This window comes from Terrirubrum flagellatum (assembly GCF_022059845.1).
Classification (GTDB): domain Bacteria; phylum Pseudomonadota; class Alphaproteobacteria; order Rhizobiales; family Beijerinckiaceae; genus Terrirubrum; species Terrirubrum flagellatum.
This window is the reverse complement of sequence record NZ_CP091851.1, coordinates 4472838-4489461: the sequence shown is the minus strand read 5'-3', so window position 1 is coordinate 4489461 and position 16624 is coordinate 4472838. Positions and strand designations below refer to the sequence as shown.

The window sequence follows — 16624 nt, the reverse complement described above, 5'->3', positions numbered from 1 at the left end:
GGCGGGTTCTCGCAAAGCAGGATCGCGATGTCCAGCGTGGCCAATCTCGCGAACTGAACCGGCTAAGGATCAATTCAGGGGAGCTGATGATCGGTGAAGAAGGAATCGAGCGGAATCTGCGTGTTGCGCTCGAAGTCCTGCATCGCGTCGTTCAGCCGGTTGCGGTAGTCGAGCAGCGCCTGCAGCAGCAGCGCGGCGTCATGGCTGATGCCGTATCGCGCCCAGCTCTCGGCGATATGCTTCTCAAGGCCGATCTTGGCGCCGAACGCCTCCACCGATTTGAAGCCGAGCGCCTGCACGATCTCCAGAAGCTTCTCCGGCGCCATGCGCGGGCTGATCGCGTGATTCTGTACGCGCGCGAACATGTGACGCACGTCAGATGGCCGGAAGCTCCGCGAGTTTCGGGCGAACTGCTTCAGATTGTCGTACATCAGGACCTCCGCCAGTCTCCCCCTTAATCCAGCGTCGGCGGGGATTGTCGGCGCAGCATTGCGCCAAATCAAGGGCGGCTATTGCAGGAAGGGGTTCGACGCCTTCTCCGCGCCGATCGTGCTTGGCTGGCCATGACCGGGCAGGATCGTGACCTCGTCGCCGAGCGGGAACAGCTTGGTCCGGATGCCCGAGATCAGGAGATCGTGGTCGCCATAGGGGAAGTCGGTCCGCCCGATCGATCCCTGAAACAGCGTGTCGCCGACGAGCGCGAAGCGCGACGGCTTGTGGACATAAACCAGCGACCCCGGCGAATGGCCGGGCACATGCAGGATGTCGAACACGACGTCGCCGACGCTGACCGTTCCACCCTCGGAGAGGAAGCTCGCCGTCGTCACCGCGCGGACATTGTCGAGACCGAACATGCGCGCCTGGAAAGGCAACCCTTCGAGCAGGAACTTGTCGGCCTCATGCGGCCCCTCGATCGGCAGCCTGAGCTTCTCCGACAATTCGGTCGCGCCGCCGGCATGGTCGATATGGCCGTGGGTCAGGATGATCTTCTCAGGGATTGCGCCGAGCTTCGCAAGCGCCTGCTCAAACAGCGGCAGGTCGCCGCCCGGATCGACGATGGCGGCCTTTTTGGTCGCGTTGCAGACCACGATCGACGCGTTCTGCTGGAATGGGGTCACGGGGACGATGGCGACCTGGATCGCGGGGGTGGGCGGGCTCATGCATGTCAGGTGGCCCGACCATCCCGCGCCGTCAACTTAGCGCCGGAACACGCCGACCAGTTCGATATGCGCGGAATAGCGGAATTGATCGACCGGCGTGACGCGGACGAGCCGCCAGCCGCCGTCAATCAGGATGCGCGCATCGCGCGCGAAGGTGGCGGGATTGCAGGAGACGCCGACGATCGTTTTCGGCTTGCGCGCGGCCGCCAGCATTTTCGCCTGCGCCTCCGCGCCGGCGCGCGGCGGATCGAAAACGATGGCGCCGAAGGCGTTGAGCTCCTGCGCAAGCAGCGGCCGCCGAAACAGATCACGCGCATCCGCCGCGACCGGCTTCAACCCTTGAGTCGCGCGCGCGGCCCGCAACAGCGAGTCGATCGACAGCTTCTCCAGCTCGAACGCATGGACGCGCGCTCTTTCGGCCAGCCGCAGCGCCAGCGGTCCGCAGCCGCTGAAGAGGTCGACGACATGCTTTGCGGCGCCGACGCCTTCCAGCGCCAGACGCGCCAGCGCTTCTTCGCCGGCGGCGGTCGCCTGCAGGAATCCGCCAGCAGGTGGCGTCACGATCGCGGTTCCCATTCTGAGCGACGGTGCGCGCCACGCCGCGAGGATCTCGCCATGGAGAGACAGCCGCGCGAGGCCGAGCTTTTCGCCGAGCGCGGTCAGCTTCAGCCGCAGCGCGTCGTCGATTTTCCCGTGCCCTCGCACATCGACATCGAGACCGCCCATGGTCGCCGTGACTTGCGCATCGAGCGGCTTTTTCGCGCCGAGCAGCCGGCCGATCTCGGTTGCGACGAGCATCGCATCGGCGAGAGTGGGCGACAGAACAGGGCAGGATTCGATTGCAATCAGGCGGTGCGACCGCGCCTCCATGAAGCCGGCCTCGACCCCACGTTGCGTCGCGCGGATATGCAGCGTCACGCGCCGCCGGCCTTCGCCATGGGCGTCGACGCATGGGACGACGTCAGTCTCGATTCCGCGTTGGCGTAGCGCTTCGATGACGAGCGATCGCTTCCAATGGAGAAGCGCGGCGAGGTCGAGATGTTGCAGCGCGCAGCCGCCGCAATGGGTGAAGTAATCGCAGATCGGCTCGACGCGCTGCGGACTGGCGTCGAGAACATCGATCAGGCGTGCGCGATCTTCGCCGATGCGTTCGACCCGCACGCGCTCGCCCGGCAATGCGTAGGCGGTGAAAATCTCTTGCGCGCCAAGCATCGCGACGCCGTCGCCGCGATGGCCGAGATGATCAATCGTGAATTTGAGAGGTGAGGCGGCGTTCATTTTGGTGCTGCCGCCCGCCGCGCATGCATGAGATATTCGCGATTGCCGTCGCCGCCTGCGATCGGACTGTCGATGACCCCAGCCACGCGCCATCCCGAATCTTCGCTGGTGAGCTTCACAGAAGCGATCGCGTCCTCGCGCGCTGCAGAATCGGTGACTACGCCATTCTTGCCGATCTTTGCGCGCCCAACCTCGAATTGCGGCTTGATCAGCGCGACCATATCGGCACCGTCCCTCACGAAGGGTTCAAGCGTGGGAATGACGAGCGTCAGCGAGATGAAGCTGACATCGATGACAACGAGCGAGGCAAGCTCTTCATTCGCAGGCCATGTGAGATGGCGAATATCCGTCTCCTCATGCAGCGACAATCGCGGCTCCTCGCGCAAGCTCGCATGCATCTGGTCACGGCCGGAGTCGACGGCGATCACATACCGCGCGCCGCGATCGAGCAGCACATGCGAGAACCCGCCGGTTGATGAGCCGACATCGAGACAGATACGTCCATCGACCGGGATTCCGAATTGATCAAGCGCATGGGCGAGCTTGACGCCGCCGCGCGACACCCACGGCCAGGGCTGTTCAGCTTCGATGCGCGCATCGTCTTCGAAAGATTCGGAAGATTTGCGCGCTGTTGCTCCATTGACCGTCACCAGCCCCGCTGAAATCGCGGCCTGCGCTCGCGCGCGACTCTCGAACAGGCCGCGCGCCACGAGCAACTGATCAATGCGTTGTTTCAAGGGATTCGAACGCGCTGAAATGCCGGCCTATTCCGGCAGCGGGATGAATTCCGTCTCGCCCGGCACAGAGTCGAATTTGCCGGCGCGCCATTCCGCCTTCGCCTGGTCGATGCGCTCCTTGCGCGAGGAGACGAAGTTCCACCAGATATGGCGCGGCCCATCCATGGGTTCGCCGCCAAGCAGCATCAATCGCGCATTGGTCTGCGCAAGGATCGAGATGCGGTCGCCCGGCTTGAACACCAGCAGGCGTCCCGGCCCGAACACGTCGCCAGCGACATCGATTTCGCCCGCGACGATATAGATCGCACGTTCGTCATAGGCGGGATCGAGCGGCAGCACTGCGCCCGGCGCCAGCACCGCTTCCGCGTAGAAGCAGTCGTGCGGGAAAGGCGTCGGCGCGCTCTGATCATAGAGCGAGCCCATGATCAGCCTGACGCGCTTGCCTTCACCATCGATGAAGGGAAGTTCAGCCCGCGCCGCGTGGGTGAAACCGGGATCGGTCTCTTCATGCTCGCGCGGCAGCGCCATCCAGCTCTGGATGCCGTAGATCGGATTCTCGTGCGAGCGCGCGCCCTGATCGGTGCGCTCGGAATGCACGATGCCGCGGCCGGCCGTCATGAGATTGACGTCGCCCGGCTGGATCGCCTGCGCGAAGCCGAGCGAATCCCGATGCACGATCTCGCCATCGAAGAGATAGGTCACGGTCGAGAGCCCGATATGCGGATGCGGCCGCACGTCGAGACCCTGTCCCGCGCGAAACTCAGTCGGACCGAACTGATCGAAGAAGATGAAGGGGCCGACCATCTGCTTCTTCGCCGCCGGCAGCGCGCGGCGCACCATAAATCCGTCGCCGAGATCGCGCGCACGCGGAATGATCACCTGCTCGATGGCGTCGCAGGCGAAGCGGTCGCCCGGTTCCGGATCGTCGGCGGGATGAAAGGACATGGACCTCTCCTGTTCGTCGATCGCCGCCTTGCAGCGCGCTACTTGTCGGGATCGAGCGGCGTCGTTCCCGTGGGCTTGCCGTCAGCGCCGAGCGTGATCTTTTCGATGCGCGCCTCCGCGCTTTTCAGCAGCGTCTCGCAATGGCGCTTCAGCGCTTCGCCGCGCTCATAGATCGTGATCGATTCATCGAGTGAGACCTCGCCGCGTTCGAGTTTCTGCACGATCGCCTCGAGTTCTGCGAGGGCCTTCTCGAAAGGAAGCTTCGTGACGTCTTGCGCGGCGTTCGCCATTTGAAATTCGTCTCCTGCGCGATCCCGTTTGATCGCGTCCGATGTCAGCGCGGCGCGACAGGCCAGGTCCTGACCTCGCCGATCTGCGCGCGATGGCGAAGATAATGGTCGGCGAGCACGCACGCCACCATGGCTTCGCCAACCGGCACGGCGCGAATGCCGACGCAGGGGTCGTGACGGCCCTTGGTCATGATGTCGGTCGCTGCGCCGCCGCGCGTCACCGTCTGGCGCGTGGCGAGGATCGAGGATGTGGGTTTGACTGCAAAGCGTGCGATCACGGGCTGGCCGGTCGAGATGCCGCCGAGCACGCCGCCGGCATGATTGGACGAGAAATGCGGAACGCCCTCGTTCGAGGGGAACATCTCGTCAGCGTTCTCTTCGCCGGTCAGCGCCGCGGCGTCGAAGCCGGCGCCGATCTCGACGCCCTTCACGGCGTTGATCGACATCAGCGCCGCCGCGAGATCGGCGTCGAGCTTGCCATAGATCGGCGCGCCGAGCCCCGGCGGCACGCCGTCCGCGACGATCTCGATCACCGCGCCAACAGAGGAGCCGGCCTTGCGCACGCCGTCGAGATACTCCTCGAAGAAGGCGGCCGCCTTTGCGTCGGGACAGAAGAACGGATTTTCCGAAACCTGCGCCCAGTTCCAATTGGCGCGATCGATCTTGTGCGGGCCCATCTGCACCAGCGCGCCGCGCACGGTCATGCCAGGCACGATCTTGCGGGCGATGGCGCCGGCCGCGACGCGCATGGCCGTCTCACGCGCCGATGAGCGGCCGCCGCCGCGATAGTCGCGGATGCCGTATTTCACGTCATAGGTGAAGTCGGCGTGGCCCGGCCGGTATTTCGGCGCGATGTCGGAATAATCCTTGCTGCGCTGGTCGACATTCTCGATCAGGAGGCCGATCGGCGTTCCCGTCGTCACCTGCGGGCCGCCATCTTCGGCGAACACGCCGGAGAGGATCTTCACCTCGTCGGGCTCGCGCCGCTGGGTGGTGAAGCGCGACTGGCCGGGCCGCCTGCGGTCGAGGTCGGCCTGGATGTCTGCCGCGGTGAGAGGGATCAGCGGCGGGCAGCCGTCAACCACGCAGCCGATCGCCGGCCCGTGGCTCTCGCCGAAGGTGGTGACGCGGAAGAGATGGCCGAAGCTGTTGTGGGACATGGGCGTGTAAATCCGGCCGGGTCCTTATCCCGGGCGCCTGAAGGGGTCAAAGCGCCAGCGCCCGGTTGCCTGTGGCAAGCGCATCGTCCAATGGCTGACGCATGGCGCGCATCGTCATCATCGGCAATTCTGGCGGCGGCAAATCCACTCTCGCGCGCAAGCTGAGCGCCGGGTGTGACCTGCCTCATGTCGAGATCGACCGGCTGCTCTGGCGGGAGGACTGGTCCCAGACGCCTGCGGATGTCTACGAGCGGGAGCACGCGGCAGCGGTCGCCGGCGATCGCTGGATCATGGATGGTTGGGGCCGGCATGTCTCCGCTGCGGCCCGGATCGGCCGGGCGACCGAGATCATCCTGATCGATATGCCAATCTGGATGCATTTCTGGCTGGCGGCCGAGCGGCAGATTGCATGGTCACGGGGTGAATTCGAGCATCCGCCAGCCGGCGTCGCCCAGCCGCCGCCGACGCGGGCGCTGTTTGAAACCATGTGGGACATCGAGCGGAACTGGATGCCGGCGCTCCGCGAGCTGTGCGATCGCGCGGAGGCGGAGGGCAAAAGGGTCGTCCGGATCGCCAGCATTGAGGAACTCGATCGGTTCGCGGCGGCCATCTGAATGCCCCCGACCTTAGATCACGCCGCATTTTGATTGAATCAATCAAAATGCGGGAACGTGATCGATTCCAAAAGTTTAGAGCATGGCTTTGCGAAAAACCGGTTCCCACTTTTTCGCGTCAGGCTCTAGGCGCCGGCCGGAAATCGTGTATACGGCCGGCGTCCGCTTATCCGGCGGGCTTGGGCGCATCCCGGCGAGATGCTGGCGACGCCCGCTTCCCGCGACCCTTCTGGACGACATCCCGGACCGGCCGCCTGTTTAACTTCCAACCAAAGGATCAACCGATGTCGATCACGGCTGAACGCAAGCAGACGCTTGTGAAGGAATATGCGACGAAGCCCGGCGACACCGGGTCGCCCGAAGTCCAGGTGGCTGTGCTCACCGAGCGCATCAACACCCTGACCGAGCACTTCAAGACCCACGTCAAGGACAACCACTCCCGCCGCGGCCTTCTCAAGATGGTGTCGCAGCGCCGCTCCCTGCTCGACTACGTCAAGCGCAAGGACGAAGCGCGCTACAAGACGCTGATCGAGAAGCTCGGCATCCGTCGCTGAAGTTTGGGCCGGTCGCGGGAACAACGCGTCCGGCCCTTTTACCGCGGCCGCCCGGAGAAGCCGGTCGGCCCGCAACCCCAGGGCGGCTTTTGAGCGCCATGGGCCAGATCGCCGGACGCTTTCGCGGTTGTAGAAGCCGCGCTTCAAGCTTCTCGCCGTCTCGCTCATGACGCGCCTGACCGGCCCCAACGTCATGAGAGACCCATGTTCAACATTCATCGCGAAGAAATAGAATGGGCCGGGCGCAAGCTCGTGCTCGAAACCGGCAAGGTCGCCCGTCAGGCCGACGGCGCCGTTGTCGCCACCTATGGCGACACCACCGTCCTCGCCACCGTCGTTTCGGCCAAGGAGCCGAAGGCGGGCGTCGACTTCTTCCCCCTTACCGTCAACTATCAGGAAAAGGCGTTCGCCGCCGGCCGCATCCCGGGCGGCTACTTCAAGCGCGAAGGCCGTCCCTCCGAGCGTGAGACGCTGGTCTCCCGCCTGATCGACCGTCCGATCCGCCCGCTCTTCGTCGAAGGCTACAAGTGCGACACGCAGGTGATCGTGACTGTGCTCTCGCACGATCTCGAGAACGAGCCTGACGTCCTCGCCATGGTCGCGGCGTCCGCCGCGCTGACGCTCTCCGGCGCGCCCTTCATGGGCCCGGTCGGCGGCGCCCGCGTCGGCTATGTCGACGGTCAGTACGTTCTCAACCCGACTCTCGACCAGATGAAGGACGCGACGCTCGATCTCGTCGTCGCCGGCACCAGCGAAGCGGTGCTGATGGTCGAATCGGAAGCGAAAGAACTCGCCGAGGACGTAATGCTCGGCGCCGTCATGCACGGCCACAAGGGCTTCCAGCCGGTCATCGAGGCGATCATCCGTCTCGCCGAGCGCGCCGCGAAGGAGCCGCGCGATTTCTCCGCTCCGGACAATTCGGCGGTCGAGAAGGAAGTGCTGCGTATCGCCGAGGACGATCTGCGCGCGGCCTACTCGATCACCGAGAAGCAGGCCCGTTACACCGCGATCGACGCCGCCAAGGTGAAGGTCATGCACGCCCTCTGCCCCGAGGGCGTCGAGCCGGCGTTCGCGCCGGAGAAGGTCAAGACCGTGTTCAAGGACGCGCAGGCCAAGGTCGTGCGCTGGAACATCCTTGATCACGGCAAGCGCATCGATGGCCGCGACGTGAAGACGGTGCGTCCGATCGTCTGCGAGGCGGGCTTCCTGCCGCGCACCCACGGCTCGGCGCTGTTCACCCGCGGCGAGACGCAGGCGCTGGTCGTGACCACGCTCGGCACCGGCGACGACGAGCAGTACATCGATGAGTTGGAGGGCACCCGCAAGGAGACCTTCCTGCTGCACTACAACTTCCCGCCCTACTCCGTCGGCGAGACGGGCCGCATGGGTTCGCCCGGCCGTCGCGAGATCGGCCATGGCAAGCTCGCCTGGCGCGCCATCCATCCGATGCTGCCGGCGCATCACGAGTTCCCCTACACGCTGCGCGTCGTCTCCGAGATCACGGAGTCGAACGGCTCCTCCTCGATGGCGACGGTGTGCGGCGCTTCGCTGGCGCTGATGGATGCGGGCGTGCCGCTGAAGTCGCCGGTTGCGGGCATCGCCATGGGCCTCATCCTCGAAGACAAGCGCTTCGCCGTGCTCTCCGACATCCTTGGCGACGAGGATCATCTCGGCGACATGGATTTCAAGGTCGCGGGCACATCCAACGGCATCACGTCGCTGCAGATGGACATCAAGATCGCCGGCATCACCGAGGAGATCATGAAGGTCGCCCTCACGCAGGCGAAGGATGGGCGTCTGCACATCCTCGGCGAGATGGCGAAGGCTCTGACCTCGGCGCGTTCGGAGCTCGGCGAATTCGCGCCGCGCATCGAGACGATCAAGATCCCGGTCGACAAGATCCGCGAAGTCATCGGCTCCGGCGGCAAGGTGATCCGCGAGATCGTCGAGAAGACCGGCGCCAAGATCGACATCGGCGACGACGGCACGATCAAGATCGCCTCGTCCGACGGCGCGTCGATCAACGCCGCGATCAAGTGGATCAAGTCGATCGCCTCCGAGCCGGAAGCGAACGCGATCTATGAAGGCACCGTCGTCAAGGTGATGGAGTTCGGCGCCTTCGTGAACTTCTTCGGCGCCAAGGATGGCCTCGTCCACATCTCCGAACTTGCGCCGCGTCGCGTCGCCAAGGTCACCGATGTGGTCCAGGAAGGCCAGAAGGTGAAGGTGAAGTATCTCGGCATGGACGATCGCGGCAAGGTTCGCCTGTCCATGAAGGTCGTCGATCAGGAGACCGGCGAGGACATCACCGAGAAGGTGAAAGCCGAGCAGGAAGCCTATCGCGCCCAGAAGGAAGCCGAGCGCCAGGCGCGCATCGACGCCGGCGAAGACGTGCCGCCGCTCGACGAAGAGCGTTCAGATCGTGGTCCTCGCGGCGACCGTGGCGGAGATCGCGGCCATCGCCGTGGCGGCGGCGACCGGGATCGTCCGCGCCGTCCGCGCTACGACGACTGAGCGAGAGCGCAGTTTTGAAAATGAAAAGGCCGGGCGAAAGCCCGGCCTTTTTAGTTCGCGCTCGCCAATGGCGGCGGCCGTCGTTCAATCGGCTTTGATTTCACGATCGAGGTGTTCGTCTCAGCCTTGTCGGCGATGCGATCGAGAATCTGATCGAGCTGGTCGATCGACCTGACATAGAGCCGCGCGATGAAGCAGTCGTCGCCGGTGACCTTGTCGCATTCGCTGAATTCGGGAATGTCCTCGATCAGCTTCTGCACGATATGCAGCTTGCCCGGCATCGGCCGGATGCGGACGATCGCCTGTAGCGTATAGCCTAGCGCCTGTGGATCGACGTCGACGGTGAAGGCGCGGACGACGCCGCGCTCCTCCAGCTTGCGCATGCGATCGGTCACGGAAGGCGAGGACAGGCCGACCGCCTGCGCCAGGTCCTTCAGAGAGATGCGGGAATCCCGCAGCAGGGCTTCGAGGATGCGGCGATCAAGTTCATCGAGCATTTCGTTTCTCAGGCAGATGGCCCATTCGCCTTAGATGGTAAGGCCAAACGGCGCTTTTGATTTATCCTTATCATATAAATAGCCGCGTCGATATCAGATCATCCGCCTCCTCAAGATGGAGGCTGAGATGAATGACAGGCTGCGCGGCACGGTCGAGATGACCGCCGCCATGACCATTTCCGGAACCATCGGCTGGTTCGTCGTCATGTCGGGCCAGTCGGTTCAGGACGTGGTGTTCTGGCGCTGCGTCTTCGGCGCGTCGACACTGCTCGTGATCTGCGCGGCGCTGGGCCTGCTGCGCGGCGCGCTGTCGCTGCGCTTTCTCGCGCTCGCGGCGCTTGGCGGCGCGGCGATCGTCACCAACTGGCTGCTGCTGTTCGCGGCCTATCCCCGCGCCTCGATCTCGATTGCGACCGCAGTCTACAACACCCAGCCCTTCATGCTGGTTGGACTTGGCGCGCTGTTTTTTGGCGAGCGTCTGACCGCGGCGAAATTCGCCTGGTTGTCACTCGCCTTCGCCGGCGTTCTGCTCATCGTCCAGTCGAAGCCGGGAGGACTGTCTGTCGGCTCGGATTATCTCGCGGGAATCGCGCTCGCGCTCGGCGCCGCCTTTTTCTATGCGGTCGCGGCGATCGTCGCGAAAAAGCTGTCAGGCAAAAGCCCGCATCTGATCGCGCTCATTCAGGTTTGTGTTGGCGTGTTGATGCTCGCGCCCTTCGCGAATCTGTCGACGCTTCCGCATGGAGTCGCCGCATGGAGCGCGCTTGTCACGGTAGGCGTTCTCCATACCGGGCTCATGTACATCCTGCTCTACAGCGCGATCCAGCGGCTGCCGACTCATCTCACGGGATCGCTGTCCTTCATCTATCCCTTGGTCGCCGTGCTGGTGGATGTAATCGCGTTCGGGCATCGTCTGCATGCGACGGAGATCATAGGCGCCGCTGCAATTTTGATCGCCGCCGCCGGCATGAATCTCGGCTGGTCACTGCGCTGGCCAGCGTTGCGGGCGACGAATTGTTGAATGCAGCGCCTGGCTTGGCGAGACGTGGCGGCGTCTGTATGAGCGCTTCTGCGCGGCTCAATGGTCGCCAGCGCAACGAGGCCGCCATGACGAGTGACGCGCACACGGTCAAGACGATCGCTGAACTTGAAGCGATTTATGGCTTTCCGGCCGGCGCGGCAGTGATCAAGGAGATCGATTATATCTCCGATCACTATCGCGCTTTCATCGAAGCTTCGCCCTTCATGCTGCTCGGGACGGTGGGCGAAGAGGGGCTCGACTGCTCGCCGCGCGGCGACCCCAAGGGCTTCGTTCGCGTCGCCGATGAGAAAACGCTGATGATCCCCGATCGTCGCGGCAACAATCGCATCGACTCATTGCGCAACATCGTGCGCGATCCGCGCGTCGCGCTGCTGTTCCTCATTCCCGGTGTCGGCGAGACCATGCGCGTCAATGGCCGCGCGGTGATCTCGACCGATCCGGAATTGCGTGCGAGCTTCACGATGGAGGGCAAGATCCCGCAAAGCGTCATCGTGGTCACGGCGGAGAAGGTCTATCCCCAGTGCCAGAAGGCGCTGGTGCGCTCGAAACTGTGGGACCCGTCGATCCAGATTCCGCGCTTGGCCCTGCCGACGGTCGGCCAGATGATGCAGGCGCTGACCGCGAACACGCGCGACCCGTTCGACGGCGCGGCCTATGACGCCGCCTATCCCGAGCGGCTGAAACAGACCATCTACTGACGAGCGCCCATGCGCGGGCCCGGCTTGCCCGCGCGAGCGCGGCCCCTTAACCCGACGCGGAAGCCGCCCTGAGCGCGGCCGTCACTCCAGGAGTTTCAAAGATGGCGATCACCCGGATCGAGCCCGGCGTCCGTTTCTGCAAGGCCGTCGTGCATGGCGACACGGTCTATGTCGCAGGCCAGACGGCGCAGAAGGCTGCTGGCGGCAGCGTCACCGACCAGACCAAGGAAATCCTCGCGACCATCGACGATGCGCTTGCGAAAGCCGGCACGGACAAGACCAAGATGCTGATGGTCAACATCTGGCTGACCGACATCTCGAAGTTCTCGGAGATGAACGCGGTGTGGGACGCCTGGGTGCCGAAGGACAACATGCCGGCCCGCGCCACTGTCGAGGCGAAGCTCGCCGCGCCGAACCTCACTGTCGAGATCGCGGTCATCGCCGCGAAGTAAGCCGGGCTTTCGGTTTGGACGGCGCGCGGTCTTGCGGCGCGCCGCTCCCGCCCGTAATTTAGGGACGTCGCGGGTGTAGTTCAGAGGTAGAACGTCAGCTTCCCAAGCTGAATGTCGAGGGTTCGATTCCCTTCGCCCGCTCCATTCTCTCGGCCGGGAGGATCGCATGCCGACCGCCGCATCATCACAATCCGCGCCGCGGGAGAGGCGGCTTCTCCTTGTCGCCGGGATCGCCTCTATTGGCGTGCTGGCGCTGGCCGGCCTCGCTTGGGCGCTCAACGCCGACGCCGTGCTGGTGGAGCTCGCCAACGCCGCGCTCGCCATGTGCCTCTGACGAGCCGTTCAGAGGACCGGTGGTCATAAGAGCGGTTTGGTTGGCGCTGGGAGAATTGCGTTCCAAAGTTTGCCTTCACAGGCCGAGCTTGCTGAGTTTTGAAACGAGCCCCACGATTCTCGGCGACTCCGCAGCCCACCGCTCGCGCAGCCGCTGATGACTACTCCACTGCCGCAGCAGTTCGTCACACTCCGCGGCGATGATCTTTCTCGCCTCGGGTCCGAGCCGATCCCAGCACCCTATGCGAACGGCGGCGACTTCCCATTTCAATTGAGCTTCGAGCCTGCGCCGTTCAGAGTCGACGTCTTGGGTCTGCTTCTGAACGGGCAAGGCGGATGAGAAATCTCGGTTAGACCGGTTCCGGATATCTCGGCTAGGTGATGCAATTTCGGCAACAGACATCGCCGAATCTCTCCTTTCTTCGTCATATTGCGTGGACAGCGCATGTTCCGCGAATGTCCCGAAGAACGCGCCGGCGCCTGACGGGCCGACGCGTCCCCCTATTTGAGGACAAGACTGAGCAGATAAGCCCAGCTTGCGAAGAAGGCGCACAAATCAAAAGCGCCGCGAATGTCTGCATTGCGGGCCATGGCTTCATCCGCTCAAGCGGTGAGATCAGGCCGCACCGATGGGCGGCGCGCCGACGTCCGCCCCGCGACCGCTCGTGAACGACGGCCGAAGATATTGCCGTCGCCGCGGCGGGGCGCGCTCGGAGGCCGATCGAGTTGTCGCAGCGCGTCGATGATGGCGTCGAACGGAACGGTCAGGCCATCACGCGCTTCGCGGAGGGCCGGATTGGCCTCGACAGCGCAGGCGTCAGAAGCCCAGGAGGCAAGAATCGCCCGTTTCTCGTTTCTGGTGAGATCCGGGTCGTTGAGAATGTCCCGGGGATGATCATAGGCGTTGGCGGGACTCAGCAGCCGATCGAATTCCGACGGCGTTTCCTCGTAAAGCTCGCTTCGTACAGTCGTCACCTTTTCCTCCTTCCTGACAACCATAGGAAACCGCGCAGCGCAGGCGGCGCGCATATGACCTAGGAGAAGCAGCCGGAAGTTCAAGAGGTGTCGCCTGTGAGGCCTCAGATCAGCGGAAGCCTGTCGCGTCTTTCAGGATTCTCCGGCGCGAAATCGGGCGACAGACCGTGCGTGGTCTTGTTCCAGTGATGCGGCCTTGAGATGAATTCGCCGAGCGCGCGCCACGCCGCGACCGTGATCAGGAGATAGTAGAACGGCAGCAACGCGATCCAGGGCGCGAGCCGCTCCAGCCCGTCCCTGCGCGCCGCCGCCCAATTGGGGGCTATCATCGACACGAAACCGCCAACGAGCAGCACCAGCGCATGCGTCCAGGCGACGATGCTGAAGGCGCCGAGCGGTTCGAGCAACGGGCCGGCCGCCGCCTGCAGCATGGCGAAGCCGAAAAGCAAAGGCCCAAACAGCGACGTCAGGACGACGCCGAGGCTCAGCGCGATCGCCGACAGCGCGCGCGTGAAGCCCAACGCCTTCATCCGCTGCTTCGGCGCCGTGAGATGGACGATGCTCGTCTGCATCCAGCCTTTCAGCCAGCGGGCGCGCTGGTTCATCCATGCGTCGAGTTTGGGCGGAGCTTCTTCCCAGGTGATCGAGTTGAGCGAACCGATGCGGTAGCCGCGCCGGAACAAGCGCAGGCCGAGATCGGCGTCTTCGGTCACGTTCCACGCATCCCAGCCGCCGACAGTGCGCAAGGCCGAGACGCGGAAATGGTTCGACGTCCCGCCAAGTGGAAACGGAAAATGGAAGGACGCCAGCGCCGGCAGGACAACGCCGAATAATGAGGCGTATTCGAGCGCGAAGAGACGCGTCAGCCAGCGGTGATCCGCATTCTCGATGGCGAGCCGCGCCTGCAGGCACGCCATGCGCTGATCGGCCTGCGCGAAGGCGTTCGCCGCAAGTCGGAGCTGTTGCGGATCGGGCCGGTCCTCCGCGTCATAGATCGCGAGCAGTTCGCCGCGCGCGGCGGCGAGCCCGATATTGAGAGCACGGGGCTTGGTGCGCGGCGCGCCTGGCGGCGCGACGACGAGGCTGATCCAGGGCGGGAGATCGCAGGCCTCGAACGCGCGCAGCGTTTCCTCGTCGTCCTGCTCCAGCAGGATTTTGATGTCGAGCTTCGCCTTGGGATAGTCGCGCCATTAGGTAGCAAGCTCACCAAGCGGCGATCTGCCCCGTTCTGGGGCATACAAGCGATGGCTTGACCGGATTCTGGGTCCTTGGTAAACAGGGTCAGAATCGGGGCTATGCCATGTCGGATATGCTGAGGGCAGCACAAGCGGAGGTCAGAAAGCTTGAGGCCGAGCTTGAGGCTTCGCCTGTCTACAAGAAGTTGGTTCTGGCTCGACAGGTTGTCGAATTGTACTCGTCGACGCCTGACAAGAATGAAAGCTTGGACAGCGCTGTCGGCAGACTGATCGAGCAGGGGAAGCAGGCGGCAGAGGTGGGCACCAAGACGGCCCGCATCGAGCAGACCGCCATTGAGTTTTTGATGAAGAAACGGGCGCGAGCCACGTCTGGCGAATTGATGAAAGCCATGGAAGACGCCGGAATCGAGATTCCCGGCAAAGAACCTTCAAAGTCCCTGTCCGCTTACCTCAGCAATTCGCGATTGCTGAATAATCGACGCGAGGCGGGCGGCTACGGACTTGCAGAATGGGGAACAGCGGCCGGGCCCCCGCAGGGGGCAAATACCGGCTTGTTCTCGTAGAGATCAGGTCTAGGGGCGATTCTCTTCCCGGGAGGAACCCTGACAACCTGACCGACCCCCTTCCAGAAGGGGAACGGAACGGGTGGCGGAAATGGACTCCAAATCCGCCGCCACCCGCGCAACTTACCAGAATCGAGTTGACCGTTCTAGGGCGCAGCGACCTTTTCTGGACGAGAGAAGGTTATCCCAGATGGTTCGCCGTCCAGAAACTCAATCCCATTCTCAGCCAACACAGTTTTCATTGCCTTTAGAGTCGCCGCAATCGGCGTGCGGCGACCCTTCTCGAAATCTCGCACGGTTGAAAGCGACACGCCGGCGGCGCCAGCGAGTTGGTCCTGAGACCAATCCAGCCAGCCTCGCGCAGCGCGGCATTGTTCCGGTGACATCGCCTGTTTCTAGCAGGACAACTTATTTTGGCAAGCCTCAACGCTTTTCGTTGACATCTTCCATTTCCATCAATATCACTGAGGCCAACGGAAATCGTTGGCCTGATGTCGCAACACTTCCTCCTCTCAGCCGCAGCCCGGACGCTCAGTCTGGCGAAGGTTGCGCGCATGACGGACGAGGAAGCCGCCCTTGCATTCCGCAATATCCGTTGGGCCGATAGCGGCGGCGAGCCGGTTTGCCCGCGTTGCTCCTGCGGCGCGGTCTATCACTACGCCACGCGCAAGCTCTTCAAGTGCAAGGCGTGCAATCACCAGTTCAGCGTCACCTCCGGCACGATCTTCGCCAGCCGCAAGCTCCCGGTCCGCGACTATCTTCTCGCCATTGCCATCTTCGTGAATGGCGCGAAGGGCCATAGCGCGCTCCAGCTCTCTCGCGATCTGGACGTGCAATACAAAACCGCTTTCGTCATGGCGCACAAAATCCGCGAAGCGATGGCGGCTGAAACGGCGGACGCCACTGTGAGCGGCGAGGTCGAGGTTGATGGCGCCTACTTCGGCGGTCATGTGAAGCCCGCGAATTATCGCGAGAACCGCGTCGATCGCCGCCTTGCTCGCAACCAGACCGGCAAGCGCCGTGTCGTTGTCATCATGCGGGAGCGCAAGGGCCGCACGCTTCCTTTCGTGTTCAAGACGGAAGGCCAAGCCGTTGCGACAATCGCTCAGCGCGTTCTCGCCGGCTCAACTGTTCACGCCGACGAAGCGACGCACTGGGATGTGCTTCATTCGCTCTATCTGACGAAGCGCATAAATCACGAATACGCCTACTCAGATGGCGAAGCCTGCACGAACATGGCGGAGTCATTTTTCTCGCGTCTGCGCCGCGCTGAGATTGGGATTCATCACCATATCAGCGGCCGTTATCTTGCGGCCTATGCGTCAGAGATGGCGTGGCGCGAAGACAATCGCCGTATCAGCAATGGCGAGCAGTTCTTGCAAGTTAGCGCTGCGGCGCTGGCGCAGCCTGTATCCCGCCAGTGGAAAGGATACTGGCAGCGGAAGGTAGGCTAGTTCCGCAAAGAGAAATTCCACAGCAATACCAAACGTTCGCCATCGATTATTTCATATAAAATCATAACCCGCGGTAGTCGCTTAATGCTCGGCGGCTCATATGTCCAATAATTGCCACTGGTAAAGGCTGGATGCTGTTCGCCAACGCTCCTTGGATCGTAT

General features: G+C 63.5%; 21 protein-coding genes and 1 tRNA gene. 10 read left to right on the top strand and 12 right to left on the bottom strand.

Annotation, left to right across the window (positions count from 1 at the left end; genetic code table 11):
- Positions 1 to 74: 74 nt before the first annotated feature.
- The 7 genes from L8F45_RS21680 to aroC form a co-directional block, all read right to left on the bottom strand.
- The gene (locus L8F45_RS21680) at positions 75 to 431 is read right to left on the bottom strand and encodes a hypothetical protein (RefSeq protein WP_342359921.1); all 357 of its coding nucleotides are present in this window, start codon (positions 429 to 431) and stop codon (positions 75 to 77) included.
- Positions 432 to 509: 78 nt separating this feature from the next.
- On the bottom strand, positions 510 to 1160 hold the full coding sequence (locus L8F45_RS21675; RefSeq protein WP_342359920.1) for an MBL fold metallo-hydrolase: 651 nt from the start codon (positions 1158 to 1160) through the stop codon (positions 510 to 512).
- A 36-nt stretch (positions 1161 to 1196) separates the two neighbouring features.
- Positions 1197 to 2438, bottom strand: a complete 1242-nt coding sequence (locus L8F45_RS21670; protein WP_342359919.1) for a class I SAM-dependent RNA methyltransferase — start codon at positions 2436 to 2438, stop codon at positions 1197 to 1199.
- A complete protein-coding gene (locus L8F45_RS21665; RefSeq protein ID WP_342359918.1) occupies positions 2435 to 3175 on the bottom strand; it encodes a TlyA family RNA methyltransferase in 741 nt (246 codons plus the stop codon). Before L8F45_RS21665 ends, L8F45_RS21670 begins: the two co-directional genes overlap by 4 nt.
- 27 nt (positions 3176 to 3202) lie before the next feature.
- Positions 3203 to 4120: a pirin family protein gene (locus tag L8F45_RS21660; RefSeq protein ID WP_342359917.1), complete on the bottom strand. Its 918-nt coding sequence runs from the start codon at positions 4118 to 4120 to the stop codon at positions 3203 to 3205.
- 38 nt (positions 4121 to 4158) lie between these two features.
- Entirely contained in the window at positions 4159 to 4410 is a 252-nt protein-coding gene (locus L8F45_RS21655) for an exodeoxyribonuclease VII small subunit (RefSeq protein ID WP_342359916.1), read from the bottom strand.
- Positions 4411 to 4454: 44 nt separating this feature from the next.
- Positions 4455 to 5570, bottom strand: a complete 1116-nt coding sequence (aroC, locus tag L8F45_RS21650) for a chorismate synthase (protein ID WP_342359915.1) — start codon at positions 5568 to 5570, stop codon at positions 4455 to 4457.
- Between the two features lie 101 nt (positions 5571 to 5671).
- On the opposite strand from aroC, the gene L8F45_RS21645 reads away from it, so the two are divergent.
- The 3 genes from L8F45_RS21645 to pnp all read left to right on the top strand — a co-directional run bounded on the left by L8F45_RS21645 (position 5672) and on the right by pnp (position 9252).
- Positions 5672 to 6184, top strand: a complete 513-nt coding sequence (locus L8F45_RS21645) for a P-loop NTPase family protein (protein WP_342359914.1) — start codon at positions 5672 to 5674, stop codon at positions 6182 to 6184.
- Between the two features lie 179 nt (positions 6185 to 6363).
- Positions 6364 to 6738 (top strand): 30S ribosomal protein S15, encoded by a 375-nt coding sequence (gene rpsO / locus L8F45_RS21640; protein ID WP_342359913.1) that lies wholly within the window; start codon positions 6364 to 6366, stop codon positions 6736 to 6738.
- 204 nt (positions 6739 to 6942) lie between these two features.
- Positions 6943 to 9252: a polyribonucleotide nucleotidyltransferase gene (pnp, locus tag L8F45_RS21635; RefSeq protein WP_342359912.1), complete on the top strand. Its 2310-nt coding sequence runs from the start codon at positions 6943 to 6945 to the stop codon at positions 9250 to 9252.
- Positions 9253 to 9302: 50 nt separating this feature from the next.
- Here the strand turns inward: pnp and L8F45_RS21630 are convergent, their stop codons facing one another.
- Positions 9303 to 9749: an Lrp/AsnC family transcriptional regulator gene (locus L8F45_RS21630; RefSeq protein WP_342359911.1), complete on the bottom strand. Its 447-nt coding sequence runs from the start codon at positions 9747 to 9749 to the stop codon at positions 9303 to 9305.
- 127 nt (positions 9750 to 9876) lie between these two features.
- On the opposite strand from L8F45_RS21630, the gene L8F45_RS21625 reads away from it, so the two are divergent.
- The 5 genes from L8F45_RS21625 to L8F45_RS21605 all read left to right on the top strand — a co-directional run bounded on the left by L8F45_RS21625 (position 9877) and on the right by L8F45_RS21605 (position 12275).
- Positions 9877 to 10770, top strand: a complete 894-nt coding sequence (locus L8F45_RS21625) for a DMT family transporter (RefSeq protein ID WP_342359910.1) — start codon at positions 9877 to 9879, stop codon at positions 10768 to 10770.
- A gap of 86 nt (positions 10771 to 10856) precedes the next feature.
- Positions 10857 to 11489: a pyridoxamine 5'-phosphate oxidase family protein gene (locus tag L8F45_RS21620; RefSeq protein ID WP_342359909.1), complete on the top strand. Its 633-nt coding sequence runs from the start codon at positions 10857 to 10859 to the stop codon at positions 11487 to 11489.
- Positions 11490 to 11590: 101 nt separating this feature from the next.
- Entirely contained in the window at positions 11591 to 11941 is a 351-nt protein-coding gene (locus tag L8F45_RS21615) for a RidA family protein (protein WP_342359908.1), read from the top strand.
- 69 nt (positions 11942 to 12010) lie between these two features.
- Positions 12011 to 12085: transfer RNA gene (locus tag L8F45_RS21610), tRNA-Gly, on the top strand.
- Between the two features lie 22 nt (positions 12086 to 12107).
- Positions 12108 to 12275, top strand: coding sequence for a hypothetical protein (locus L8F45_RS21605; protein ID WP_342359907.1), 168 nt, complete (start codon positions 12108 to 12110; stop codon positions 12273 to 12275).
- 75 nt (positions 12276 to 12350) lie between these two features.
- Here L8F45_RS21605 and L8F45_RS21600 read toward each other — a convergent pair whose 3' ends face one another.
- From L8F45_RS21600 to L8F45_RS21590, 3 genes are all read right to left on the bottom strand, one after another.
- Entirely contained in the window at positions 12351 to 12677 is a 327-nt protein-coding gene (locus L8F45_RS21600; protein ID WP_342359906.1) for a hypothetical protein, read from the bottom strand.
- Positions 12678 to 12877: 200 nt separating this feature from the next.
- Complete coding sequence (locus tag L8F45_RS21595) at positions 12878 to 13249, bottom strand: hypothetical protein (protein WP_342359905.1); 372 nt, start codon at positions 13247 to 13249, stop codon at positions 12878 to 12880.
- Positions 13250 to 13353: 104 nt separating this feature from the next.
- Positions 13354 to 14373: a glycosyltransferase family 2 protein gene (locus L8F45_RS21590; RefSeq protein ID WP_342363531.1), complete on the bottom strand. Its 1020-nt coding sequence runs from the start codon at positions 14371 to 14373 to the stop codon at positions 13354 to 13356.
- 176 nt (positions 14374 to 14549) lie between these two features.
- Here L8F45_RS21590 and L8F45_RS21585 point away from each other — a divergent pair, with 176 nt between their 5' ends.
- On the top strand, positions 14550 to 15008 hold the full coding sequence (locus tag L8F45_RS21585) for a hypothetical protein (protein WP_342359904.1): 459 nt from the start codon (positions 14550 to 14552) through the stop codon (positions 15006 to 15008).
- Positions 15009 to 15154: 146 nt separating this feature from the next.
- Here L8F45_RS21585 and L8F45_RS21580 read toward each other — a convergent pair whose 3' ends face one another.
- Positions 15155 to 15394: a helix-turn-helix domain-containing protein gene (locus tag L8F45_RS21580; protein WP_342359903.1), complete on the bottom strand. Its 240-nt coding sequence runs from the start codon at positions 15392 to 15394 to the stop codon at positions 15155 to 15157.
- 105 nt (positions 15395 to 15499) lie between these two features.
- Here L8F45_RS21580 and L8F45_RS21575 point away from each other — a divergent pair, with 105 nt between their 5' ends.
- Positions 15500 to 16462, top strand: coding sequence for an IS1595 family transposase (locus tag L8F45_RS21575; protein WP_342359902.1), 963 nt, complete (start codon positions 15500 to 15502; stop codon positions 16460 to 16462).
- Positions 16463 to 16624: the final 162 nt, after the last annotated feature.